Genomic DNA, 23,691 nt, shown 5'->3' with positions numbered 1-23,691 from the left:
GGCCTCCTAGTCTTCGCCCCGGCGCTGCACCAGCCGCCAGTTGATGATCGAGAAGAGGACGACGACGAGGAAGATGCCCCATGCCACGGCGGCGCCGTAGCCGAAGTCGTTGTTGTCGAAGGTCTGCTGGAAGAAGTAGAGGACCATCGTCCGGCCGGCGTGGTCGGGACCGCCCGAGAACGTCGAGTCGTTGGAGGTGTTCTGCAGCAGGACCTGCGGCTCGGAGAAGCTCTGCAGACCGGTGACCGTGGAGATGACGAGCACGAACAGCAGCACCTGCCGCATCATCGGCAGCGTGATCCGGAAGAACGTCTGCACCGGACCGGCCCCGTCCATACGGGCGGCCTCATACAGTTCACCGGGGATTGTCTGCAGTCCGGCGAGAAAGATGATCGCGTTGTATCCCGTCCACTGCCAGGTCATCAGCGTGGCGATGGCGACCTTGATGCCCCAGGGCGTGTTCAGCCAGGCCACCTGGTCCAGTCCGACGGCCTGCAGCAGGGCATTCACCAGGCCGAAGTTGGTGGAGAACACCGAGCCGAAAATGATCGCGATCGCCACGACCGAGGTCACGTTCGGCAGGAAGTACGCGAACCGGTAGGCGTTCTTGAACCGGACCGCCGAGTTCAGCAGCACGGCCGTCACCATCGCCAGGAAGATCATGGGGAAGGTGGCCAGCGCCCAGATGACGATCGTATTGCCGATGGAGCTCCAGAAGTCGCTGTCGCCCAGCAGGTACTGGTACTGCGACAGCCCGGCCCACTCCATCGGGCCGAGACCGTCCCAGCGGTGGAACGACAGATAAAGAGAGAAGCCGACGGGGACCAGGCCGAAGCCGACGAACAGCAGATAGAACGGCGAGATCGCCGCGTACAGATGCCAGTGCTTGCGGAACCCTCCGCGGGGCGGGGGAGTCGGGGCGGTCTCTGCGGTGACCGTGGGCTTCTCCAGCGCGGTGGCCATCAGTGGCTCACCCCCAGATGGTCCGCGATCCGCCGGCACTTGCTCATGGCGTCCTTCCATGCCTGGTCGGGGTTCTTGCCGAGGACGCCGACGTTCTTGATCTCGTCCTTGATCGGCTGGCCGAGCGCCACGTCGTACGGGCTGTTGTAGGCGACGGCGATCTTCTGCGCGGCGGGCCCGAAGACATCCATCGTGACCTGCCCGCCGAAGAACTCGTCCGGCTCACGCAGCTGCTTCAGGCCGTACGAGGCGGGCGTGGACGGGAAGAGACCCGCGTCGACGTACCCCTGAGCCTGGTTGGCCGCGTCCAGCATCCAGGTGATGATCCGGAAGGCCTGCTCGGGCTCACGGCAGGCCTTGGTGATCGCCAGGAACGACCCGCCGTTGTTGGAGGGCCTGACCGGCATGTCGGCCACCCGCCAGCGCCCCTTGGTCTTCGGGACGCCGTTCTTGATGTCGTTGGTCGCCCAGGAGGCGCCGAGCTGGCTGGGCAGCTTGCCGTCCTGGAGGGCGGAGAGCTGGTCGGGGGTGCCGTTGACCAGGTCCGAGACGATCCCGCGCCGCTTGGCCTGAACGGCGAGCGCCCAGGCGGCGCGCACATGCTCCTGGTCGCCGATGAAGTGGCGGTCCTTGTCGACGTACCGCTCGCTGCCCTGCTGCACCGCGTTCTCGAACACGGAGTTGACGTCGGTGAGCAGATACGTGCCCGGGATCCGCCGCCCCAACTGCTCGCCCGCCGCGAAGAACTTCTCCCAGGTGTTCAGCTCCTTCGACACGTCGTCCGGCTCGTACGGCAGCCCGGCCCTGCGGAAGACGTCGTACTGGTAGATGTGCGCGACCGGGCCGCAGTCGATCGGGAAGCCGATCATCGAGCCGTCGTCGGCGATGCCCTGGTCCCACTTCCACGCCAGGTACCGGCTCCGGTACTTCTCCGCGCCGAGCGTGCGCAGGTCCACGAACTGGTCGGCGTTGGGCAGATAGGACGCCATGTCCTCGCCCTTGAGACCCGCGACGTCGGGGATGTGGGCGCGGCCGGCCATGGTGGTGATCAGCTTGGAACGGTAGTAGCCGCCGATCTTGATGGCCTTGAGGTCGACCGTGCCGCCGTAGCGGGCCCGGGCCTTCTCGACGACGGTGTCGCCCAGGCCGCCGTCCCAGTACCACAGGACCATGTTCCGGCCGGTCGAACCGGTCGGAACGGCACAGCCGGACGCCAGGCCGCCGAGCGCCGTCGCGGCCGTACCGGCCAGTCCGGCGCGCAGCAGGCCTCTACGTGAGAGCCGCAACTGCTCCCACCGCCTTTCGGATCTGTTCGCGTCTTCGCAGACGGGATGCATAAACAGGGGCAAGCTTCGGGCAGGGATTCGAGACCGGAGCCGGTCAGGCCGGCCGGGCGGGCGGGGTGACCGGGGCGTGGCGCACCGGCGGGCCGACGTCCGCCGGGATGCGGTCGGCGAGGAAGCCGTAGGCCCGCTTCAGCTCGGGGTCGGTCAGCGACCGCCACCACCGGTCGACTCCGTACCAGCCGGGCGCGGCGAGCGCCCCGCCGTGGTGGCGCACGGACAGTCCGGCGGCCAGTACGGCGAACCGCAGCCGTTCCTCCAGCGGCCAGCCGCCGAGCGAGGCGGCGACGAAGCCGGCGCCGAACACGTCACCGGCGCCCGTCGCGTCCACGACATCGATGTCAAGGGCCGGGACCCCCGCGTACTCCCCGGTCGTCTGGTCGACCGCGATCGCGCCCTCGCCGCCCTGGGTGACCACCGCGACCGGGACCAGTTCCGCGAGTGTGCCGAGGGCGGCGACCGCGCTGTCGGTGCGGGTGTAGGCCATCGCCTCGGTCTCGTTGGGGAGGAAGGCGTGGCACAGGGTGAGTTGCTCGAGCAACTCAGCGGACCACTGCTGGGTAGGGTCCCAGCCGACGTCGGCGTAGATCTGTGTGCCGTTCGCCGCGGCCTTGGCGAGCCAGGCCTGCGGCTCGGTCCCGATGTGCACGAGCGCGGTGCGCGCCTCGGGCGGGTCGCCCATCAGGACGTCCTGGGTGTACGGCGGCTCCTGGCCGTGGGTGACGAGCGCCCGGTCGTGGCCTTGCGCGAGGGCGACGGTGACAGGGGTGGGCCAGTCCTTCGCGATCCGGGAGAGCGAGAGGTCGACGCCCTCCTGGCCGGCGATGACCTCCTGGCAGTGGACGCCGTAGAAGTCGTCGCCGAAGACCGTGGCCAAGGAGGTGCGCAGACCGAAGCGGGAGGCGGCGACGGCGAGGTTGGCGATGCCGCCGGGTCCGCAGCCCATGCCGGTGGTCCAGATCTCCTCGCCCGGCGTCGGAGGCTTGCCCAGGCCCGTGAGGACTAGGTCGTAGAAGAGCAGCCCGGTCAGCAGTACGTCGGGCCGGTCGTCGTCCACGGGGGCGTCCTCTCGTCGGTGCAGGATGTCGCGGTCGGGGAGTTCGTCAAAACTCTTCAATTCGTGACCGGAATCGTGCGACGCCAGCCGCCTCTGGTCAATAGCCGAGCAGAACTGAGCATAGAAATGATCGAAGATGACGAGTAGTGTTCGCGGCGTGCTGGCAGAACGACGACATCAACTCATCCTGCGGGCCCTGCGCTCCGGTGGTCCCGCGGCAGTGACGGATCTCTCCGAACAACTCGGCGTGAGCCCCGCCACGATCCGGCGTGACCTGGTCAAACTCGAGGAGGAGGGCCTGCTCACCCGGGTCCACGGCGGGGCCGTCGTCGAGGAGGGCGACCAGCCCTTCGCCGAGGTCGCCGAGGTCCGCGTGCCCGAGAAGGACGCGATCGCCGCGCATGCGGCGGCCATGGTCGAGGACGGCCAGTCGGTCCTGCTCGACATCGGCACCACCGCCTACCGCCTCGCCCGCCAGTTGCACGGCCGCCGCCTCACGGTGATCACCAGCAACCTGGTGGTCTACGAGGAGCTCGCCGACGACGAGGGCATCGAGCTGGTGCTGCTCGGTGGCATGGTCCGCCGCGAGTACCGCTCCCTGGTCGGCTTCCTCACCGAGGACAACCTGCGCCAGCTCCACGCGGACTGGCTCTTCCTCGGCACCAGTGGAGTGCGCCCGGGCGGGCAGGTGATGGACACGACCGTCGTCGAGGTGCCGGTCAAGCGCGCCATGATCAAGGCCGGTGACAAGGTTGTCCTGCTGGCCGACGCGGCGAAGTTCCCGGGTACGGGGATGGCGAGGGTCTGCGGTCCCGAGGACCTGGATGTGCTGGTGACGAACGCGCCGGTCGACCCGGTGACCCGCACCTCCTTCGAGGAGGCGGGCGTCGAGGTGGTCGTGGCAGGAAAGGTGCAGGCGTGAAGCTGACGATTCTGGGCGGCGGAGGGTTCCGGGTGCCGCTCGTGTACGGGGCGCTCCTCGGCGACCGGGCGGAGGGGCGGGTCACCGAAGTCGTTCTGCACGATCTCGACGACAGCCGACTGTATGCAGTCGCCCGTGTACTGGCGGAACAATCCGCCGGCGTCCCCGACGCCCCCACCGTCACGGCCACCACCGACCTCGACGAGGCCCTGCGCGGCGCCGACTTCATCTTCTCCGCGATCCGGGTCGGCGGCCTCCAGGGCCGCGCCGACGACGAGCGGGTCGCCCTCGCCGAGGGCGTCCTCGGCCAGGAGACGGTCGGCGCCGGCGGGATCGCCTACGGTCTGCGGACGGTCCCGGTCGCCGTCGACATCGCCCGGCGCGTCGCCCGGCTCGCCCCCGACGCCTGGCTCATCAACTTCACCAACCCGGCGGGCCTGGTCACCGAGGCCATGTCCCGCCACCTCGGCGACCGCGTCATCGGCATTTGCGACTCGCCGGTCGGCCTCGGCCGCCGGATCGCCCGGGTGCTCGGCGCGAACCCGCAGGACGCGTGGATCGACTACGTCGGCCTCAACCACCTCGGCTGGGTCCGCGGCCTGCGTATCGCGGGCCGCGACGAGCTGCCGCGCCTGCTCGCCGACCCCGATCTGCTCGGTTCCTTCGAGGAGGGCAAGCTGTTCGGCGTCGACTGGCTGCGGTCCCTCGGCGCGATCCCGAACGAGTACCTGCACTACTACTACTTCAACCGCGAGGCCGTCCGCGCCTACCAGCAGGCCGAGAAGACCCGCGGCGCCTTCCTGCGCGAGCAGCAGGACCGCTTCTACGAGGAGATGCGCGACCCCGGCGCGGCGGCCCTGGAGGCCTGGGACCGCACCCGTGCCGAGCGCGAGGCCACCTACATGTCGGAGAACCGGGAGACGGCGGGCGCCGGCGAGCGCGACGCCGACGACCTCTCCGGCGGCTACGAGAAGGTGGCCCTCGCCCTGATGCGGGCCATCGCCCGTGACGAGCGCACCACGCTCATCCTCAACGTGCGCAACCAGGGCACCCTGTCGGTGCTCGACGCCGACGCCGTCATCGAGGTTCCCTGCCTCGTCGACGCCAACGGCGCCCACCCGGTGGCCGTCGACCCGCTGCCCGGCCACGCCACCGGCCTGGTGTGCGCGGTGAAGGCGGTCGAGCGGGAGGTGCTGGCGGCGGCCGAGTCCGGGTCGCGGGCGACGGCCGTGAAGGCGTTCGCGCTGCATCCGCTGGTCGACTCCGTGAACGTCGCCCGCCGGCTCGTCGAGGGGTACACCGAGGTCCATCCGGGGCTCGCGTACCTTAGGCGCTGACCTAGAGAGAAAGCGCTTTCCGAGCCCGACGGCTCTCCCCATCCGGTTCCCCCATCCCGGCTTCCCGACTTCCCGGTTTCCTGGAGACATCCCATGCACGACGAACGCCGCCGCATCGAGGAGCGCGTCGAGCGCGTCCACAACCAGCGCGTCAAGCCCGCGATCTACGCGGCCACTGTTCCCTTCGAGGTCGAGGCCTGGCAGGCGCCGGGGGAGCCCGTCCCGTTCGAGGAGGCCGCGGGCGCCGCCTACGAGCCGTTCGCGATGGGTACCCCGTGGGGCCCGCCGTGGGGGACGACCTGGTTCCGGATGAGCGGGCAGGTGCCCGCGGAGTGGGCGGGGCGGCGGGTCGAGGCCGTCATCGACCTCGGCTTCGTCGGCGACTGGCCCGGCAACCAGGCCGAGGCCCTGGTCCACCGCGTCGACGGGACACCGCTGAAGGCGGTCAACCCGCTCAACCAGTACGTCCCGGTCGGCAACCCGGCGGCCGGCGGTGAGCGGATCGACTACCTGGTCGAGGCGGCCTCCAACCCCGACATCCTGGCGAACGACTTCGCCGAGCCGACACCACTCGGCGATGTACTGACGGCGGGCGACCGTCCACTGTATACATTCCGCCGCGCCGACCTCGCCGTCCTCGACGAGCAGGTCTGGCACCTCGACCTGGACCTCCAGGTGCTGCGCGAGCTGATGGTCCACCTCGGCGAGCACGAGCCCCGCCGCCACGAGATCATGCACGCCCTCGACCGCGCCATGGACGCGCTCGACCTGGACGACATCTCCGGCAGCGCCGCCGCCGTCCGCGAGGTCCTCGCACCCGTCCTGGCCCGCCCCGCGCACGCCAGCGCCCACACCATCTCCGGCGTCGGCCACGCGCACATCGACTCGGCCTGGCTGTGGCCGATCCGCGAGACCAAGCGCAAGACGTCCCGCACCTTCTCCAACGTCACGTCCCTGGCCGACGAGTACGAGGACTTCATCTTCGCCTGCTCGCAGGCCCAGCAGTACGAGTGGGTGCGCGACAACTACCCGCACGTGTGGGCCCGCATCCAGGAGTCGGTGAAGAAGGGCCAGTGGGCGCCGGTCGGCGGCATGTGGGTGGAGGCCGACGGCAATCTGCCCGGCGGCGAGGCCATCGCCCGCCAGCTCGTCCACGGCAAGCGGTTCTTCATCGAGCACTTCGGCGTCGAGACCAAGGGCGTCTGGCTGCCGGACTCCTTCGGCTACACCGCCGCCTACCCCCAGCTCGCCAAGCTCGCCGGCAACGACTGGTTCCTCACCCAGAAGATCTCCTGGAACCAGACCAACAAGTTCCCCCACCACACTTTCTGGTGGGAGGGCATCGACGGCACCCGGATCTTCACCCACTTCCCGCCGGTCGACACCTACAACGCCCGCTTCAGCGGCGAGGAGATGGACCGCGCGGTCCGCAACTACTCCGAGAAGGGCGCCGGTACGCGCTCGCTCGCCCCGTTCGGCTGGGGCGACGGCGGTGGCGGTCCCACTCGCGAGATCATGGAACGCGCCCGCCGCCTCGCCGACCTCGAGGGCTCGCCCAAGGTCGTCATCGAGCACCCCGACCAGTTCTTCGCCAAGGCCCGCGAGGAGTACCCGGACGCCCCCGTCTGGGTCGGCGAGCTCTACCTGGAACTGCACCGCGCCACCTACACCTCCCAGGCCCGCACCAAGCAGGGCAACCGGCGCAGCGAACACCGGCTGCGCGAGGCCGAGTTGTGGGCGACGACGGCCGCGCTGCACGCGCCGGGCTACACCTACCCGTACGAGAAGCTGGACCGGCTGTGGAAGACGGTGCTGCTGCACCAGTTCCACGACATCCTGCCGGGCTCGTCGATCGCCTGGGTGCACCGCGAGGCCGAGGCCGAGTACGCGCGCGTCGCCGGGGAGCTTGAGGCGCTGACGGCGGAGGCGGTCGCGGCGCTCGGCGCGGGCGGCACCCGCGTCTTCAACGCCGGCCCGTACGACCGCGCCGAGGTGATCCGCACCTCGGCGGGCGCGCCGGCGTACGTCGAGGTGCCCGGGAGCGGCAGCGCGCCGCTCGCCGCCGCCGACGGTGCCGCAACCGGTTCGCCGCAGCCGGTGACGGTCTCCGGCCGGGTCCTCGACAACGGGCTGGTGCGGGTGGAGGTGGCGGAAGACGGCACACTGTCTTCCGTATACGACATCCGGGCGGGCCGCGAGGTCCTCGCCGGCCGGGGCAATCTGCTCCGGCTGCACACCGACCTGCCCAACTACTGGGACGCCTGGGACATCGACAAGCACTACAAGAACCGGTTCACGGACCTGCTGGACCCCGACTCGGTCACCGTCGTCGAGGACGACCCGCTGCTCGGAGCGATCCGCGTCACCCGCTCCTTCGGCAAGGGCTCGACCCTCACCCAGACGATCACCGTCCGGGCCGGCAGCCCGCGCATCGACATCGAGACCGACATCGACTGGCACGAGGCCGAGAAGATCATCAAGGCGGCCTTCCCGGTCGACGTGCGGGCCGCGCACTCCTCCGCCGAGATCCAGTTCGGTCACGTCCAGCGGCCCACGCACACCAACACCAGCTGGGAGTCGGCCCGTTTCGAGGTCTCCGGCCACCGCTGGGTGCACATCGGCGAACCCGGCTACGGCGTCGCGGTCCTCAACGACTCGACGTACGGCCACGACGTCTCCCGCACGGTCCGCGAGGACGGCGGTACGACGACCACGGTCGCCCTCAGCCTGGTGCGCGCCCCGCGTATCCCGGACCCCGAGGCGGACCAGGGCCGGCACCGCTTCACGTACTCCCTGCTGCCGGGCGCCACGATCGGCGACGCGGTCGCCGAGGGCTACGCGCTCAACCTGCCGCTGCGCGTCGCGGAGTCGGCGGGCGCCGCGGAGCCGGTCGTGAGCGTGGCGGGTGACGGCGTGACCGTCGAGGCGGTCAAGCTCGCCGACGACCGCTCGGGCGATGTGGTGGTGCGCCTGTACGAGTCGCGCGGCGGCCGCGCCCGGGGCCTCGTGCGCACCGGGTTCCCGCTGGCCGGCTTCCAGGTCACCGACCTGCTGGAGCGGCCGCGGGAGGAGGACGCGGCGGCGGCCGTGGCCGCCGACGGCGCGGTCGAGGTGACCCTGCGTCCCTTCCAGGTCCTGACGCTCCGCCTGCGGCGCGGCGAGTAGGGCCGGCTCCCTTCCGGGCGGGCACGCCCGGACCTCTGCCGGGCGGGCACGGTACTGCACCACCGTGCCCGCCCTTCCCCGAAGTCCCCCTCTTCACTGAGGAGTTCAGCCGTGCCCATGCAACCCTGGTTCACCGACGCCAAGTTGGGGATCTTCGTCCACTGGGGCATCTACGCCGTCGACGGCGTGCAGGAGTCCTGGTCGTTCTACGACGACATCGTGCCGCACGAGCAGTACATGTCCCAGCTCGGCCGTTTCACCGGCGCCCGCTACGACCCGAAGGCCTGGGCCGACCTGTTCGCCCGCGCGGGCGCCCGGTACGCGGTGCTGACGAGCCGTCACCATGACGGTGTGGCGCTGTGGGACACGGCGTACGGCGATCTCAACCTCGGCCGCGACTACCTCACCGGCTACGCCGACGCCCTGCGCGAGAGAGGTCTCAAGGTCGGCCTGTACTACTCCCACTCCGACTGGAACCACCCCGACTACGCCAGCACCCGCAAGCCGGGCCGTCCGCCGGAGATGGAGGACAACCGCTACTCCGAGTGCTCGGCACAGGACGAGGACCTGGACGCCTGGGAGCGGTTCATCGCCTACCGGGACGGCCAGATCCGGGAGTTGGCCTCCCGCTACCGTCCCGACCTGATGTGGTTCGACGGGGAGTGGGACCGCAGCGAGGAGCAGTGGCGCATCCCCGAACTCGCGGCGCTCATCCGGTCGTACAGCCCGGACGTCGTCTTCAACGCCCGGATGCTCAGCGAGGGCGACTACGCGACCCCGGAGCAGGGCGCCCCCATCGTGCCGCCGGACGGCCCCTGGGAGCTGTGCCTGACGATCAACGACTCGTGGGGCTACCAGCACCACGACCACAACCACAAGTCCCTTGCCCAGCTGGTCCGTTACTTCACGGAGACCATCGGTGGGGGCGGCAATCTGCTGCTCGACGTCGGCCCGATGGAGGACGGCACCGTCCCGCAGCCGCAGGTCGAGCGGCTGGAAGGGCTGGGGGAGTGGATCCGCAGGCACGCCGACGCCGTGTACGGGACGGTCCGCGGACTCCCGGCCGGGCACCACTACGGTCCCAGTACCCTCTCCGCCGACGGCCGCACCCTCTACCTCACCCTGTTCGACGTCCCGCGCGCGGAGATCGGCGTACGGGGGCTGGCGACACCGGTCCGCAGGGTCACCGTGCTCGGCACCGGGACCGAACTCGGGCACCGGGTCGTGGGCGGCCTGCACGAGGCGGTCGGCGTGCTGTGGATCGACCCGCCGGCCGAGGCCGACCTCGACCCGTACGCCACGGTGCTGGCCGTGGAGCTGGACGGTGAGCTGGAGCTCTACCGGGGCTCGGGCCGCTTCTGAGGGCCCGGTGCGCCCTCACACCCAGCACACACCCAGGCAAGCCATATGAAGAATTAAGAAAGCGGTAAGAGGCCAGGTCAGGGGCGGAATGGTGCGTTCCGCGGCTACTGCGCTTCATCTGCGCGACACCTGGACGTCGTCTTGTACCCCTGGGATGCGGGCGCAAGGTGCAAGGAGAGAGGTGTCGACGTGAGGGATCCGCGCATATCGGCGATAGGCAAGGGGCTGAAGCGCCGCGGGAGACTCATGCGGGAGGCGGTGAGTCCGCCGCGGCGCACGCTGGACGCCGTCCCCTCCCCGCGCAGGGAGCCCGCGCCCGCCACGGCCTCGTACACCGCGCCGCCGAGCCCCCGTCTGGTGGAGTCCCCGGTCTTCGTGCTGTCCTCGGTGCGTTCCGGGTCCACCCTGCTGCGGGTGATCCTGAACAGCCACAGCCGGATCCGCGCCCCGCACGAGATGCATCTGCGCACCCTGCACGTGCAGCTCAGCCGTGACTTCACCGCCGAGGCCATGAAGGCGCTCGAACTCGACCGCACGGAACTGGAGCACATGCTCTGGGACCGGGTCCTGCACCGGGAGCTCACCCGCAGCGGCAAGGACCTCGTCGTCGACAAGACGCCCGCCAACACCCTCATCTGGGAGCGGCTGCACCGATGTTGGCCGGACGCCCGGCACATCCTGCTGCTGCGCCACCCCGGCGCGGTCGTCGCCTCCCTCACCGACCGCCGCAAGGACCCGGACCACGAGGCCATCCGTGCCGAGGTGCTCGGCTACGCCGAGAAGCTGGAGGAGGCCCGCCTGGGCCTCGCCGGCGCGCACGTGGTCAGGTACGAGGACCTCACCGCCGAACCGGAGCGCGTCACCCGTGACCTGTGCGCCTACCTCGGGGTGCCGTGGGAGCCCGCCATGCTGGAGTACGGCCGCGGTGACCACGGCGCGTTCCGGCCGCAGCTGGGCGACTGGTCCAGCACCATCAAGTCGGGCCGCATCCAGCCCGCCCGCGCCGCCGACCCGGCCCTCGCCCTGCCGCCGCGCCTGCACGAGATCGCCCGGGCCTGGGGTTACCCGACCGGGTGAGGACAGGGCGGGAGCGGGCGGCCGCTCCCCGTGACAGCGGCCGCCCGCCCCGATCCCCCGTGCCCCCGGGCATCCCCCATGACTCCCGGGGGCTGGTGCTTCCCCGTACTCCCCGTGCACCGACCCCGAACTGTGAACCCTGAAAGGCGGTGCCCCCGCGCCGGCCCACCGGGACCCTCACGTTCCCCCGTCGTCCCCGGTGGGCCTTCACGGTTACACCCTTTAGAACCCGCACCACGCGCGGTGATACACCCCGCGCGAAAAAAGTTCCCCGGATCCTCCAGGAGGGGGATCCGGGGAACGGGCCGGGCGGCAGGGGGCGTCGGCTCAGCCGGTGAAGCCCGCCGTGATGGACGTGAACTGCCACGTGCTCTGGCTGATGCCGGAGCAGTTGCTCACCACGCCCCCGCCCGGGCAGGGCCGGTCACGGTTGACGGACCAGTAGGCGAGGCGGGCGATGTGGTGCGCGTTGGCCCAGTCGCGGATCTGCGTCCAGATCGCCGGGGTGGTGTTCTCCTGCTGGTCGGACAGGCCGTTCATACCGGAGATGCCGATGTGGGCGTAGGCGGTGGCGTCGTCCCAGCCGAAGGTGGACTTGAGCTTGGCCTTCAGCCCCTCCGTGGCGTTCACCGTGTTGCCGTACATGTCCGAGCCGCCGCCGAAGTCGAACGGCATGATGGTGAAGACGTCGATGTCGGCGCCGATCGACTTCGCCTGCTCGATGAGCCGGTTGCCGTAGTACGTCGGCCCGGTGGTCGAGGTCCCGAAGGTGACGATGGTCTTCAGGCCGGGGTTGTTGGCCTTGACGGTCTTCAACGCGGTCAGGATCCGCGCCTGCACGGCCTCGTTCTCGAACTCGTCCGTGTTCTCGATGTCCATGTCGATCGTTTTGAGCGAGTAGGCGTCGATCACCTTCTGCAGGGCGGCCGCGAGCGCGCTCGCCGAGGAGCAGTTGGCGCCGAGCTTGCTGCCCTGCCAGCCGCCGAACGACGGCACGATGTCACCGCCCGCCGAACGGACCTGGTTGATGACACTCTGGTCGACCCCGCCCGTCAGCGGACGGGTGCTGTCCCACATCGGGTTGCAGCCGCCCCCGTCCAGCATGAACGCCATCGTGAACCACTTGATGCCGGTCGCGCTCATCACCGCGGACACGCTCGGCGGATCGCCCCAGCCCTCGTAGAGATAGGGCGCCGCCTGCTTGAAGGAGGTCCCGCCGCTGCCCGCGTCCGTCGTGACGGACACCGAGCCCGAGGACCCGGAGACGTTCCCGGCCGCGTCGCGCGCCTTCACACTGAAGGTGTAGGCGGTACTCGGCGACAGCCCGCTCACGGTGGCGGACGTGCCGGAGACACTGAGCACCTGCGAGGAGCCGCTGTAGACGTCGTACGCCGTGACGCCGACGTTGTCCGAGGAGGCGCCCCAGGACAGGGACACGCTGGAGGAAGTCTTGCCGGTGGGGGTCAGCCCGGTCGGCGCACTCGGCGCCTGGGTGTCCGAGCCGCCGCCCCCGCCGCCCGGCCCGTCCAGACCGATGTCGTCGGCGTAGTAGGTGCCCTGGGCGTACCAGCCGTGCACATAGACGGTCGCGCTGGTCTGCGAGGCGCCGGTGGTGAAGGACACCGACAGTTGGCTGTACGCCGACGGCGACGTCGTCCAGGTCGAGGCACCGCCGTCGACGCCGAGGTAGACGTAACTGCCCCGCACCCAGCCGCTCAGCGTGTACGTCGTGTTCGGCTGGACGGAGACGGTCTGGCTGCACCTGGCGATGTCACTCGAACTCACCGCGCCCGCGAGGGCCTTGGAGCCGCCGTGCACGGGCGAGGAGACGACCGAGCCGAGGCCGCCGGTGCAGGACCAGGGGGAGAGTGAGCCGGATTCGAGGCCGGGGTTCGTGAGGATGTTCGCCGCCTGGGCGGTGCCGGGAAGGGCGATGGCCCCGGCGAGCGCGAGTGCCGCGGAGCCCATCAGGGCGAGAACTCGACGCCAGGGGCGTCTGTCGGGTGTCGTGCGCACGCGATCTCCCTGAAGGTATGGGGGTGTTCGGGAGTGCAGAGGTGCAAAGGGGGGTGCGCAACAAAGTTGGTATGGACCAATCCGCCTGTCAAGATGAGCGGGCGGAATTGGTCCATACCGGTGAGGGAATCACCCTAGAGCGGCAGCACCTCCGCCGCGCCGGCGGGTGTCACCTCGACGGACTCGACCGGCGCGGGCATGGCCGGCAGCAGCGGCTCGCTCGTGTCCTCGATCCGCTGGTGGGGCAGCGACACCGAGCGGAGTGGCCGCGGCCCCGACACCACCGTGTAGTCCTGTCCGAGGAACGGGGGCACGACGTCACCCGGGTCCTCGCCGAGCGCCAACTGCACAGCGGCCCAGGGGGCGTTGACCCCGCACAGCGACAGCTGGTGCAGTCCGCCGGCCGGACGCGTGTTGACGTCCATCAGGACCGGCCGGTCGCCGAACATACGGAACTGGATGTTGGACAGGTAGTGCAGCCCGAAGCCCTCGGCGATGCGCCGGGCCGGCTCCAGCCACTGCTCGTGCAGGGTGAAGCCGCGGCGGCGGCCGTTCTTGCTGCGGCCGATGGCCATCCGCAGGCGGTTGTCGGGGCCGGTGAGGCAGTCCACCGACACCTCCGGCTGCTCCAGGCGGGGCATCACCAGCCAGTCCACGGTCTCGTCGGCCTGCCGCAGCGCCTCGACGACCATGTCGAGCTGGACGTACGGGGTCGGGAAGCCGCTGAGGTGCATGAGCGAGAAGGGGGCGCGCGTGATCACACGGAAGCCCACCCCGCCCGCGCCGGACGCCGGCTTGAAGCACGCCCGGTGGCCCGCCTCCTCCAACTCCTCCACGGCGGCGACGAGTTCGTCGGCGGTACGCGCCCGGTACCACGGCGGCACGGGCACCCCGATCGCCTGCACGGCCTCGTACGCGACGACCTTGTCCTCGAACACGGCGACGGCCTCGGGCGTGGGCGCCAACAGGGCCGTGCCGATCGCCTCGAAGTCGGCGCGGTGCGCCACGATCGCCGCCTGCTCCAGCCGGGGCACGAAGACATCGATGCCACGGCGCTGGCACTGGTCCAGCGCGTACTCCACGTAGGCGGCGGGGGACAGGCCCTCCGGCTCCAGGTCGGCGGTGTCGGCGGCGGCCAGCACGGGCGAGTCCGCGTCGCCGTGCGTCGCATGGATCTCGACCGCGCGATCGCTCGGATTTCTCCGCAGCTGATCCATGAAGAACACGTTCTCCGCGTACGTGCGGTTGAGCCAGACGCGTACGCGAGAGACCATGCGAGGCCGCCTTTCAGGGGTCGCGGGCACGGCAGAGCAAGCCCGTGCCCGGGCAGGGGGAATGGAGGGTCACCAAACCGCCCTGCTGAAGGGGCGTCCATGGCGGTGGTGTTGGGGCGATCATACGGCTTCCCAGCCGTGCCGCGTGCAACGCGCGTGTTACGGATTTTCTGATCTTGTTCACCGATGCCGTCCCGTCCGGTAAGGAAGTGACCGCTCGGTAGCCGTGGCGTGCACTCGCGTGACACGAAGGGGGTGGCCTTGTTCCACGCCCGCGAATGTGCTGTCGTGGTGACCTTCGTGGGGTGGGTGGACGGAAGGACGCGAGGTGACGTCGAGCGCCGGTGGCGCCGGGCGGTTGCTGGCCATCAGCGATCTGCACATCGGCTATCCCGAGAACCGTGCCCTGGTCGAGCGGATGGCGCCGGAGACGGACGACGACTGGCTGCTGGTGGCCGGGGACGTCTCGGAGAACGTGGCCGACATCGGCTGGGCGCTGAAGACCCTCGCCGGCCGCTTCCGCAAGGTGGTCTGGGTACCCGGCAACCACGAGCTGTGGACCCACCCCTCCGACCCCGTCACCCTGCGCGGCGTCGCCCGTTACGAGCATCTGGTCGAACTCTGCCGTGACGTGGGCGTGCTCACGCCCGAGGACCCCTACCCGGTGTGGGAGGGGCCGGGAGGCCCGGTGGTCGTGGCGCCGCTGTTCCTCTTGTACGACTACTCGTTCCTGCCGGCCGGCTGTACGACCAAGGCGGAGGGGCTCGCGTACGCCGAGGAGACGGGCATCGTGTGTAACGACGAGTACCTGCTGCACCCCGACCCCTACCCGACCCGCGAGGCCTGGTGCCGGGCGCGGGTCGCCGAGACCGAACGCAGACTCGCCGAACTCCCGGACGATCTCCCGGTCGTCCCCGTCAACCACTATCCGCTGCACCGTCACCCGATGGACGTGCTGTGGCATCCCGAGTTCGCCATGTGGTGCGGTACGGAGCTGACCGCCGACTGGCACCGCCGTTTCCGGGTCGCGACCATGGTCTTCGGACATCTGCACATCCCGCGCACCACCTGGCACGAGGGCGTCCGCTTCGAAGAGGTGTCGGTGGGCTACCCGCGCGAGTGGCGACAGCGCGCGCAGGCGCCGGGCCGGCTGCGCCGCATCCTGCCCGCGCCTTCCGAGGACACGATCCTGACCCGGCGGGAGTCGCGGGCGGAGGGCGAGGACCGGTGATCGAGGAACTGCTGCCCGAATCCGTGGTGGCCGTCGAGGCCTTCGGGGAAGAGGGCGTCCGGGAGTTCGGGGACGCGCCGCTGTACCCCGAGGAGGAGGCGCTGGTGGCGCGTGCGGTCGCCAAGCGGCGCCGTGAGTTCACCGTCGTACGCTCCTGCGCCCGGCGCGCGATGGAGAAGCTCGGCGTGCCGGCGCAGCCGGTGCTGCCCGGGGAGCGCGGCGCGCCGCAGTGGCCGGACGGCCTGACGGGCAGCATGACCCACTGCGAGGGCTACTGTGCCGCCGCCCTGGTCCGCGCCGCCGATCTGGCCTCCCTCGGCATGGACGCCGAGCCCCACGAACCGCTCCCGCAGGGTGTCCTGGAGGCGGTCGCCCTGCCCGGCGAGCAGGAGCGGCTCGAACGGCTGAGCGCGCTGCGGCCAGAGGTGCACTGGGACCGGCTGCTGTTCAGCGCCAAGGAATCCGTCTACAAGGCGTGGTTCCCCCTCACCCGTAAGTGGCTGGACTTCAGCGAGGCCGACATCGACGTCTCGGCCGGGCCGGACGGGGAGGGGCGCGGCACCTTCCGCGCCCGGCTCCTCGTGCCCGGACCGGTGGTCGGCGGCCACCGCCTCGGACACTTCGACGGGGCCTGGACCGTCCGCCGGGGCCTGGTGGCCACGGCGGTCACCGTCCACCACCGCTGAGGCGGGTCACGGCGCCCCGGTCTCGGCGGCCCCGGTCACGGCCCCGGGCACCAGCCCTGCAGCAGTCCGAAGAACTCCTCCTCGTTGCCCGCGAGTCCCGCCTCCGCCAGTGCCCGGTCCGCCTCCGCCAGCACGGCGGGCGGGACCACCGGTGGCAGCCGGCCCGGCACCGGACGGGAGGCGCCACCGCGCCCGTCGCCCGGACGGTCGCCGAAGTCCTCGCCGAAGGCGGCCCGTACGGTGTGCAGCAGCCGCAGATAGGCCTGGACGGCGGTGCGCTCGCGGTCGGTCAGTAGGGCAGTGGGCATCGGTCGGCTCTCCCCGTGTCGGCGTCGTCTCCACGCGCCGGGTGCGGCGCGTACGCCGCTCTGCGACGGCGCACCCCCCAGCTTGCCGCCCACCACTGACAATCCGGTCGCTCCGCCCGCCGGTTCGCCCGCTTAGCGGAGGCGAAACCTCCCCGAAATCCCCTGGGGGAAACGCTCCCTACGCTGGAATGCAGCGCTTTCGGCCACGGCCGACCGCGCAGGACTCAAGGACACGTCAGGGAGGAGGACGGGTGTTCGACGTCCCCGTACTGCGCCCTGCGCGCGCCGCGCGACTGCGCCCGGTGGGTCCGGAGCCGGCCCTCCAGTACCGGGTCGTGCACGGCTACCGGCGTGCCTTCCGCATGGCCGGGCAGGGCCCCGCCCTGGTGCTCATCCACGGCATCGGGGACTCCTCGGCCACCTGGGCCGAGCTGATCCCCGGCCTCGCCCGCACCCACACCGTCGTCGCCCCCGACCTCCTCGGCCACGGCGCCTCCGACAAGCCCCGCGCCGACTACTCGGTCGCCGCCTACGCCAACGGGCTGCGCGACCTGCTGACCACGCTCGGCATCGAGTCGGCGACCCTCGTGGGGCACTCGCTGGGCGGGGGAGTGGCGATGCAGTTCGCCTACCAGTTCCCCGAGCGCACCGAACGTCTCGTCCTCGTCAGCGCCGGCGGAGTCGGCCGCGAGGTCACCCCGGCCCTGCGTCTCGTCTCCCTGCCCGGCGCCCATCTCGCGTTGTCCGCCCTCCGGTTGCCCGGAATGCGTCTCCAAGTCGGCATGGCCATACGGTTGATGAAGCTGCTCGACACCGATCTCGGCCAGGACGCACCCGACTTGCTGCACCTTGTGGACGCCCTGCCCGACGACACCGCCCGCAACGCGTTCATCCGCACCCTGCGCGCGGTCGTCGACTGGCGCGGGCAGGTGGTGACCATGCTCGACCGCTGCTATCTGACCGCCGGGATGCCCACCCTGCTGCTGTGGGGCGACCGGGACAGCGTGGTGCCGGTCCGGCACGCCCACGGCGCGCACGAGGCGATGCCGGGCAGCCGGCTGGAGATCTTCGAGGGCGCCGGCCACTTCCCGTTCCACACCGACCCGGCCCGGTTCCTCGCCCTGGTCGAGGAGTTCACCCGCACCACGGCCCCGGCCGACTGGAGCCGCGACCACTGGCGCCGCCTCCTGTGCGAGGGCGGGCCGGAGGGCCGGCCGGGCCTGTCCGAGGAGGCCGTACGGGACCTGCGGGAGGCGAGCCGCCGCAGCGCGACCTGATCGCCGTACCGAGAGGTCAGTTCTTCACCGCGAGGTCAGTTCTTCGGTCCCAGATAGCCAAGCGAGGTCTCGATGCGGCCCGCCAGGTCGTCGCGGCCACGGCCGCGCGGGGACGAACCGGCCAGCCAGGTGCGGCACTTGCTGGCGAGCAGCAGGCCGAAGCTCTCGGCGTCCTTCTCGTCGGACTGGTCGAAGCGGGTGCGCGCGGCGACCCTGCGGACCGTCGCCTGGAGGTCGGCCCCGTCGGTGAGTAAACGGGCCGCCACCGAGGCGCCCTCCACGTGATGGCCGCAGTGGCCCGCGTTCATGTGCCACAGCTCGTGCCCGAGGATCACCAACTGGTGGTCGGGCGCGGTGCGTTCCTCGATGACGACGAGGTCCTGGTCGGCCATGTCGAGCCACAGTCCGCTCGCCGTGTCGGTGGGGAAGGCCGCGGTGCGGAAGTGGACGGGCCGGCCCCGGCGTCTGCTCATCCCGTCGCACAGCGCGCTGTACAGGTCGGCCGGCGCGGCGGGCGTCGGCAGGGTCAGTTCGGAGACGAGTCCGCCGCACAGGCGGCGCATTTCCCTGGCGATGCCCACTGTTCTCCCCCGGATCACGACTCGGGCCGCCTCACGCTCTCCAGGAGCATGTCCAGCCACTCCGCGACCTTGTCCCGGTGCTGGTCGGTGGGCAGCTGTGCCGCCCGCCAGGCGATCCCGCGCACGCCGTGGTCCTGCAGCAGCCGCTCCAGCGCGTCATCGGCGTCCGCGGCCGCCTCCCGCGCGGCGAGCTTCTGCAGCAGCTCCTGCTCGGTGTGCTGCAGGGCGCCCGCGAGGGCCTCGGGGTCCTCCGCCGTCAGAAAACCGGCGTGCACCCGGAAGAACCGCTGGATCGCGTCGCAGTGCTCCATCGTGGGTCGCCGGTCGCCGTTGATGAGGGCGCCCGCCTGCTGCCGCGACATGCCGGCGCCGTCGGCGATCTCCTGCTGGGTGTGCCTGCGCCCGTTCGGCTTGAGACGGGTGCGGCGCAGCAGGTCCAGGCGCTGAAGAAAGCGGGCCTGGACGTCCGGCTCGCCCGCCGGGCGGCCGCCCAGCAGGGCCTTGACCACGGGCTCGGGGACACCGGAGGCGACGGACAGCCGTCCGGTGTCGAAGACCTCCGCGTGCGGCACGGCGAGCCGGTCGGCGAGTGCGGCGACACGGGCGACGACGGCCGACAGCAGCATCGTCCCCGTGGCGCCCGGAACCTCGAAGCCATCCGACACCGACAGGTCTCCTACGTCTCTCACGTCCCTCTCACCGGCACAGGCCCGCCGCACGAGGCGATCGCCGTGAACTGCGTGGAGACTAGCCGGTCTTTCGAACTCACATCCAGGTCTCGCCACAACTGTGGCCAATTTCAGCCGTCAATGAGTAGGGAATGCCACGATAGTTGACACCTCGCGTACCCGGGCAGCAGGATCGGGGCGCCGCGTGAAGGCGGCACCGGCAAGAGGGGTGACCTCCCGATGGCGTTTCAGGCAGGAGGGCAGCGGTCCGCACCGCGGCCCGTCCCCGAGAGTCCCGAGGCCCAGGCGTATCTGCAGGACTACGCCGTCTACCTGGAGGCAGTCCCCTTCCCGTCCGTCGTCCTCGACCACCGGTGGGACGTGGTCCTGGCCAACGCCGCTTTCGAGACACTTTTCCGTGAGGTCGGCCCGCACACGACGGCCCAGCCGGGCGACAACTTCCTCCGGTTCGTCCTCTTCCACCCGGACGCGGCCTCGGTCCTCGGCGACCACGAGGCCGGCTGGTGCCTGCCGATGCTGGCCTGCTTCGCCGCGGCCGTGGAGCGGCACGGCCACGACGCGGGTCTGCAGGCGATCCGGCGGGAGATCGCCCAGGACCCGATCATGGAGGCCGCCTACCGGCAGGGGCTGCCGCACTGGATCCGCGCGGTCGGCGAGGTCGCCCTCGAACACGACGGCGCGGTCCGCCTGCTGCGGCACCCCGACCCGCGCCGGGGCGAGACCAGGTGCCGTATCGTCGGCGAGACACCGCGGACCCTGCGGGACATGGGGTACACGCGGCTGACCATGGTGCTCCAGGAGCCCCGCCCGGCACCCGCGCCCCGCAGAGCCCGCCGTACCATCGCCCGGCGCACCGCGAGCCACCTCAGCGTGGTCCCCGCCCCCCGGGCCTGACCGGGCACCGTCGGCGTTCAGGTCGCCGACGGCGCCTGGTCGGCGGCCCGCCCGCCTCACCTATGTCCATGGCCGCCCCCGGGCTTCCTTGCCGACCGCGTCCTGAGGTGTCCCGCGTTTCGCCGCCTGGATCTGCTCGTACACATGGGTGCGCAGTTCGGCGAAACGCGGGGCGACGCGGGTGTGCAACTGGTCGCGTTCCGCGGGGAGATCGACCTTGAGCTGCTCCTGGACGACGGTGGGGGAGGCGGACAGGACTATCACCCGCTCGCCCAGGTAGACCGCCTCGTCGATGTCGTGGGTGACGAACAGGATGGTGATGCCCCGCTCCCGCCACAGACCCCTGACGAGGTCCTCCAGGTCGGCGCGGGTCTGGGCGTCCACGGCGGCGAACGGCTCGTCCATCAGCAGGACCTGGGGCTCGTAGGCGAGCGCCCGCGCGATCGCGACCCGCTGCTGCATACCACCGGACAGCTGCCACGGGTACGCCCCCGCGGCGTCCGCGAGGCCGACCGAGGCCAGCGCGTCGATCACCAGCTCCCGCCGCCGCGGCTTGGGCAACCCCTTCTGTTTCAGGGGGAGTTCGACGTTCGCTCCCACCCGCATCCACGGGAAGAGACTGCGCCCGTACTCCTGGAACACGAACGCCATCCCCGGCGGCGGACCGGTCACCTTCCGTCCCTCCAGCAGGACTTCGCCGGAGGTCGGGGCGAGCAGTCCGCCCATGCACTTCAGCAGGGTCGTCTTGCCGCAGCCCGACGGGCCCACGAGACAGACGAGTTCACCCGCCCCGACCGTGAAGGTCAGGTCGCGCACCGCCTCGACCCGGCGCCCGGCCCCCTCGTAGACCTTGCGCAGGCCGGATACGACAAGCGTTCCGTGCATGGACCGCCCTTTCGTGAGGGGCACGTGGGTCACGGGGACCTCCGGGTGGACGCGCGCAGACCGTGGTACCAGCCGAGCACCCGCCGCTCGACGATCCGGAAGATGACCGACAGGACGAAGCCGAGCAGGCCGAGCAGCAGGATGCCGGTCCACATGTCGGGGATGGCGAAGCCCCGTTGGAACTGCACGATGGTGAAGCCGAGCCCGTTGCTCGCGGCGAACATCTCGCTGATCACCATCAGGATGATCCCGATGGACAGCGCCTGCCGCAGGCCCGCGAAGATCTGCGGACTCGCCGAGCGCAGGACCACCGAGCGAAGGCGCGCGACACCCGTGATGCCGTACGACCGGGCCGTCTCCGCCATCACCGGGTCCACCGCCCGTACGCCCTCGACGGTGTTGAGCAGGACGGGCCACACACAGCCGCTCGCGATGACGACCACCTTCATCGTGTCGCCGATCCCCGCGAACAGCATGATCACCGGGACCAGCACCGGCGGCGGCACGGCCCGCAGGAACTCCAGTACCGGTTCGCACACCGCCCGCACCCGCCGGTACGAGCCGATGACCGTGCCCAGCGCGACCCCGACGACGCCCGCCGTCGCGTAGCCGCCGGCCAGCCGCAGCACGCTCGGCCGGACGTCCGTGCGCAGCCGCTCGCCGGTCCACACGTCCGGGAAGGCCTCCAGGATCGTGCGCAGCGGCGGCCAGTACACGTTCGTGCTGCCGGACGACGCCAGCCACCACACCGTGACCAGCACGGCCGGCAGCGCGAGGGCGAACAGCAGCCGCAGCAGCACACGTCTCACACCGCCACCTCCCCGCGCACCGACTGGTGCCAGGCCAGCGCCCGCCGCTCCACCGTGCGGGCACCCACGTTGATCAGCAGCCCGAGAACACCGGTGACGACGATCAGCGCGTACATCTCGGGCACCGCCTGCGAGGTCTGCGCGACCGCGATCCGGGCGCCCAACCCCGGTGCGCCGATGACGAGTTCGGCGGTGACGGCGAGGATCAGCGCGACGGCCGCGGCGAGGCGGACGCCGGTCATGACGTACGGCAGCGCGGTGGGCCACAGCACATGCCGGACCCGCGCCCAGGCGCCGAGGCCGTACGACCGCGCTGTCTCCTCGGCGACCGGGTCCACGTCCTGGATGCCGTACAGGACCTGGATGAGGACCTGCCAGAACGCGGCGTAGACGACGAGCAGGAGGACCGAGCGCAGTTCGGTGCCGTACAGCAGGACGGCCAGCGGGATCAGGGCGACGGACGGGATCGGCCGCAGGAACTCGATCGTGGAGGCCGTCGCCTCCCGCAGATACGGCACGACCGAGATCAGCACGCCGGCCGCGATGCCCGCGCCGACCGCGATCGCGAGGCCCAGCGCCCAGCCGGTGAGGGTGTCGCCGAGCGCGGTCCAGAAGGCGGAGTCGGCGAGTTCGCCGCCGAGGGCGCCGGCGATCCGGCTGGTGGGCGGGAAGTAGGCCTCCTTGACCAGGCCGAGCCGCGGCACCGCCTCGCCCAGGGCGAGGAAGGCCGCGAGCCCGGCCGCACCGAGTGCGAGGTTCAGGCCCCTCACGGCAGCAGCTTGTCCAGGTCCGGGGCCGTCTTGAACAGCTTGTCCTGCTCGCCCAGCTTCTCCAGCGCCTCGATGGAGGCACGGTCGGCCTCGGCGGGCCACTTCGGCAGCGTGACCTGCGCCAGCACCGACGCCGGGATCTTGGTGTACGCGGTGACGATCTCCCGCACCTCGTCGGGGTGCGCGTCGGCGTAAGCGAGGGACTCCGCCGTGGCCTCCTGGAACTTCTTCACCACCTCGGGGTTCTTCTGCTCGTACTGCGAGGAGGTGAAGTACATGGCGACGGTGAGGTTCGGCGCCACGTCCACCAGCGGGGAGGCGATCTCCACCCCGCCCTGGCTCTTGACGGTCGCGAGCGCCGGCTCGACCACCATGGCCGCGTCGATCTGCCCGCCGTCCAGGGCCGCCGGCATCTGGTCGAAGGCGAGCTCGACGAAGTTCACCTGGTCCGGGTCGCCACCCGCCTTGCGCACCGACTCGCGCACCGCGGTCTCGTTGATGTTCTTCAGGGTGTTGATGGCGACCTTCTTGCCCTGAAGGTCCTTGGCGGACTTGATCGGGCTGCCCTTCTTCACGGTGATCGCCCCGAAGTCCTTGCCCTGGACCCCTGTTGAGGCGATGCCGTTCGAAACGGCCTTCACGGGAACGTTGTTGGACTGGGCGACCATCAGGGACGTCATGTTGCTGAAGCCGAACTGGAACTGGCCGCTGACGACCCCGGGCACGATCGCCGCGCCGCCCTGCGCGGTGGTGATCGACAGCTTCAGCCCGTGCTTCTCGTAGAAACCCTTCTTCACACCGAGGTAGACGGGTGCCACGTCCACGATCGGGATGAGGCCCAGTTTGACGGTCGTGACCCCGCCGGACGACGAACTCCCGCCGGACGCCCCGGAGTCGGACGAGCCGCAGGCCGCCGTGGCGAGCAGGAAGGTACCGGCCGCGAGACCGGCGAACAGACGACGCATGGCTCCCCCTGTGCAGAGACAACGGTGTTCCGACAGGCTGTGCGTGCACCGCACAGTAGTGCTCAACTGGCGTGCAGGGA

Annotated in this window: 21 protein-coding genes; 9 read left to right on the top strand and 12 right to left on the bottom strand. The window is 70.8% G+C overall.

The window, feature by feature from the left end; genetic code table 11:
- Window positions 1-6: 6 nt before the first annotated feature.
- The 3 genes from ACLZN2_RS06290 to ACLZN2_RS06280 form a co-directional block, all read right to left on the bottom strand.
- On the bottom strand, window positions 7-963 hold the full coding sequence (locus tag ACLZN2_RS06290) for a carbohydrate ABC transporter permease (protein ID WP_416977363.1): 957 nt from the start codon (window positions 961-963) through the stop codon (window positions 7-9).
- On the bottom strand, window positions 963-2,249 hold the full coding sequence (locus ACLZN2_RS06285; RefSeq protein WP_416977362.1) for an extracellular solute-binding protein: 1,287 nt from the start codon (window positions 2,247-2,249) through the stop codon (window positions 963-965). The genes ACLZN2_RS06290 and ACLZN2_RS06285 overlap by 1 nt, the downstream gene beginning before the upstream one ends.
- A 94-nt stretch (window positions 2,250-2,343) precedes the next feature.
- Window positions 2,344-3,363, bottom strand: a complete 1,020-nt coding sequence (locus tag ACLZN2_RS06280; protein WP_416977557.1) for a carbohydrate kinase family protein — start codon at window positions 3,361-3,363, stop codon at window positions 2,344-2,346.
- Window positions 3,364-3,520: 157 nt separating this feature from the next.
- Here ACLZN2_RS06280 and ACLZN2_RS06275 point away from each other — a divergent pair, with 157 nt between their 5' ends.
- The 5 genes from ACLZN2_RS06275 (at window position 3,521) to ACLZN2_RS06255 (ending at window position 11,226) form a co-directional block, all read left to right on the top strand.
- The gene (locus ACLZN2_RS06275; RefSeq protein WP_416977556.1) at window positions 3,521-4,285 is read left to right on the top strand and encodes a DeoR/GlpR family DNA-binding transcription regulator; all 765 of its coding nucleotides are present in this window, start codon (window positions 3,521-3,523) and stop codon (window positions 4,283-4,285) included.
- The gene (locus ACLZN2_RS06270; protein ID WP_416977361.1) at window positions 4,282-5,622 is read left to right on the top strand and encodes a 6-phospho-beta-glucosidase; all 1,341 of its coding nucleotides are present in this window, start codon (window positions 4,282-4,284) and stop codon (window positions 5,620-5,622) included. The genes ACLZN2_RS06275 and ACLZN2_RS06270 overlap by 4 nt, the downstream gene beginning before the upstream one ends.
- A 93-nt stretch (window positions 5,623-5,715) precedes the next feature.
- The gene (locus ACLZN2_RS06265) at window positions 5,716-8,787 is read left to right on the top strand and encodes an alpha-mannosidase (RefSeq protein WP_416977360.1); all 3,072 of its coding nucleotides are present in this window, start codon (window positions 5,716-5,718) and stop codon (window positions 8,785-8,787) included.
- 111 nt (window positions 8,788-8,898) lie between these two features.
- Window positions 8,899-10,149, top strand: a complete 1,251-nt coding sequence (locus tag ACLZN2_RS06260) for an alpha-L-fucosidase (protein WP_416977359.1) — start codon at window positions 8,899-8,901, stop codon at window positions 10,147-10,149.
- A 189-nt stretch (window positions 10,150-10,338) separates the two neighbouring features.
- Complete coding sequence (locus tag ACLZN2_RS06255; RefSeq protein ID WP_416977358.1) at window positions 10,339-11,226, top strand: sulfotransferase family protein; 888 nt, start codon at window positions 10,339-10,341, stop codon at window positions 11,224-11,226.
- Between the two features lie 327 nt (window positions 11,227-11,553).
- On the opposite strand, the gene ACLZN2_RS06250 is transcribed toward ACLZN2_RS06255, so the two are convergent.
- Together ACLZN2_RS06250 and ACLZN2_RS06245 are read right to left on the bottom strand one after the other, a co-directional pair.
- Window positions 11,554-13,194: a carbohydrate binding domain-containing protein gene (locus tag ACLZN2_RS06250; protein ID WP_416977555.1), complete on the bottom strand. Its 1,641-nt coding sequence runs from the start codon at window positions 13,192-13,194 to the stop codon at window positions 11,554-11,556.
- Between the two features lie 182 nt (window positions 13,195-13,376).
- Entirely contained in the window at window positions 13,377-14,516 is a 1,140-nt protein-coding gene (locus ACLZN2_RS06245; protein WP_416977357.1) for an ATP-grasp domain-containing protein, read from the bottom strand.
- Between the two features lie 328 nt (window positions 14,517-14,844).
- Here ACLZN2_RS06245 and ACLZN2_RS06240 point away from each other — a divergent pair, with 328 nt between their 5' ends.
- Window positions 14,845-15,747, top strand: a complete 903-nt coding sequence (locus ACLZN2_RS06240) for a metallophosphoesterase family protein (protein WP_416977356.1) — start codon at window positions 14,845-14,847, stop codon at window positions 15,745-15,747.
- A complete protein-coding gene (locus ACLZN2_RS06235) occupies window positions 15,744-16,433 on the top strand; it encodes a 4'-phosphopantetheinyl transferase family protein (RefSeq protein WP_416977355.1) in 690 nt (229 codons plus the stop codon). Before ACLZN2_RS06240 ends, ACLZN2_RS06235 begins: the two co-directional genes overlap by 4 nt.
- A 35-nt stretch (window positions 16,434-16,468) precedes the next feature.
- On the opposite strand, the gene ACLZN2_RS06230 is transcribed toward ACLZN2_RS06235, so the two are convergent.
- Window positions 16,469-16,741, bottom strand: a complete 273-nt coding sequence (locus tag ACLZN2_RS06230; RefSeq protein WP_416977354.1) for a hypothetical protein — start codon at window positions 16,739-16,741, stop codon at window positions 16,469-16,471.
- Between the two features lie 251 nt (window positions 16,742-16,992).
- Between ACLZN2_RS06230 and ACLZN2_RS06225 the strand changes: the two genes are divergently transcribed.
- Window positions 16,993-18,018 carry an alpha/beta fold hydrolase gene (locus tag ACLZN2_RS06225; RefSeq protein WP_416977353.1) on the top strand — a complete coding sequence of 342 codons (1,026 nt, stop codon included), beginning with the start codon at window positions 16,993-16,995 and terminating at the stop codon, window positions 18,016-18,018.
- Window positions 18,019-18,053: 35 nt separating this feature from the next.
- Here the strand turns inward: ACLZN2_RS06225 and ACLZN2_RS06220 are convergent, their stop codons facing one another.
- Window positions 18,054-18,581, bottom strand: a complete 528-nt coding sequence (locus ACLZN2_RS06220; RefSeq protein ID WP_416977554.1) for a toxin-antitoxin system, toxin component — start codon at window positions 18,579-18,581, stop codon at window positions 18,054-18,056.
- Window positions 18,582-18,613: 32 nt separating this feature from the next.
- Window positions 18,614-19,264 (bottom strand): helix-turn-helix domain-containing protein, encoded by a 651-nt coding sequence (locus ACLZN2_RS06215; RefSeq protein ID WP_416977553.1) that lies wholly within the window; start codon window positions 19,262-19,264, stop codon window positions 18,614-18,616.
- 243 nt (window positions 19,265-19,507) lie between these two features.
- Here ACLZN2_RS06215 and ACLZN2_RS06210 point away from each other — a divergent pair, with 243 nt between their 5' ends.
- On the top strand, window positions 19,508-20,182 hold the full coding sequence (locus tag ACLZN2_RS06210) for a hypothetical protein (RefSeq protein WP_416977352.1): 675 nt from the start codon (window positions 19,508-19,510) through the stop codon (window positions 20,180-20,182).
- A gap of 60 nt (window positions 20,183-20,242) precedes the next feature.
- On the opposite strand, the gene ACLZN2_RS06205 is transcribed toward ACLZN2_RS06210, so the two are convergent.
- Genes ACLZN2_RS06205 through ACLZN2_RS06190 form a run of 4 tightly spaced genes read right to left on the bottom strand, consistent with a single transcriptional unit; the run spans window position 20,243 to window position 23,611 of the window.
- Window positions 20,243-21,067: an ABC transporter ATP-binding protein gene (locus ACLZN2_RS06205; RefSeq protein WP_416977351.1), complete on the bottom strand. Its 825-nt coding sequence runs from the start codon at window positions 21,065-21,067 to the stop codon at window positions 20,243-20,245.
- A gap of 29 nt (window positions 21,068-21,096) precedes the next feature.
- Complete coding sequence (locus ACLZN2_RS06200; RefSeq protein ID WP_416977350.1) at window positions 21,097-21,876, bottom strand: ABC transporter permease; 780 nt, start codon at window positions 21,874-21,876, stop codon at window positions 21,097-21,099.
- Complete coding sequence (locus ACLZN2_RS06195; RefSeq protein ID WP_416977349.1) at window positions 21,873-22,646, bottom strand: ABC transporter permease; 774 nt, start codon at window positions 22,644-22,646, stop codon at window positions 21,873-21,875. The genes ACLZN2_RS06200 and ACLZN2_RS06195 overlap by 4 nt, the downstream gene beginning before the upstream one ends.
- Window positions 22,643-23,611 carry an ABC transporter substrate-binding protein gene (locus ACLZN2_RS06190; protein WP_416977348.1) on the bottom strand — a complete coding sequence of 323 codons (969 nt, stop codon included), beginning with the start codon at window positions 23,609-23,611 and terminating at the stop codon, window positions 22,643-22,645. Before ACLZN2_RS06190 ends, ACLZN2_RS06195 begins: the two co-directional genes overlap by 4 nt.
- Between the last annotated feature and the right edge of the window lie 80 nt (window positions 23,612-23,691).

The sequence above is a fragment of the Streptomyces sp. T028 genome, assembly GCF_048159505.1.
In the GTDB taxonomy this organism is placed as follows: domain Bacteria; phylum Actinomycetota; class Actinomycetes; order Streptomycetales; family Streptomycetaceae; genus Streptomyces.
This window is presented reverse-complemented; position numbering and strand designations above follow the sequence as displayed.

Coding starts and splice junctions, on each gene's coding strand:
- ACLZN2_RS06290 (WP_416977363.1), bottom strand. CDS start 963: ATGGCCACCGCGCTGGAGAAGCCCACGGTCACCGCAGAGACCGCCCCG.
- ACLZN2_RS06265 (WP_416977360.1), top strand. CDS start 5,716: ATGCACGACGAACGCCGCCGCATCGAGGAGCGCGTCGAGCGCGTCCAC.
- ACLZN2_RS06250 (WP_416977555.1), bottom strand. CDS start 13,194: ATGGGCTCCGCGGCACTCGCGCTCGCCGGGGCCATCGCCCTTCCCGGC.
- ACLZN2_RS06245 (WP_416977357.1), bottom strand. CDS start 14,516: ATGGTCTCTCGCGTACGCGTCTGGCTCAACCGCACGTACGCGGAGAAC.
- ACLZN2_RS06230 (WP_416977354.1), bottom strand. CDS start 16,741: ATGCCCACTGCCCTACTGACCGACCGCGAGCGCACCGCCGTCCAGGCC.
- ACLZN2_RS06220 (WP_416977554.1), bottom strand. CDS start 18,581: ATGCGCCGCCTGTGCGGCGGACTCGTCTCCGAACTGACCCTGCCGACG.
- ACLZN2_RS06210 (WP_416977352.1), top strand. CDS start 19,508: ATGGCGTTTCAGGCAGGAGGGCAGCGGTCCGCACCGCGGCCCGTCCCC.
- ACLZN2_RS06205 (WP_416977351.1), bottom strand. CDS start 21,067: ATGCACGGAACGCTTGTCGTATCCGGCCTGCGCAAGGTCTACGAGGGG.
- ACLZN2_RS06190 (WP_416977348.1), bottom strand. CDS start 23,611: ATGCGTCGTCTGTTCGCCGGTCTCGCGGCCGGTACCTTCCTGCTCGCC.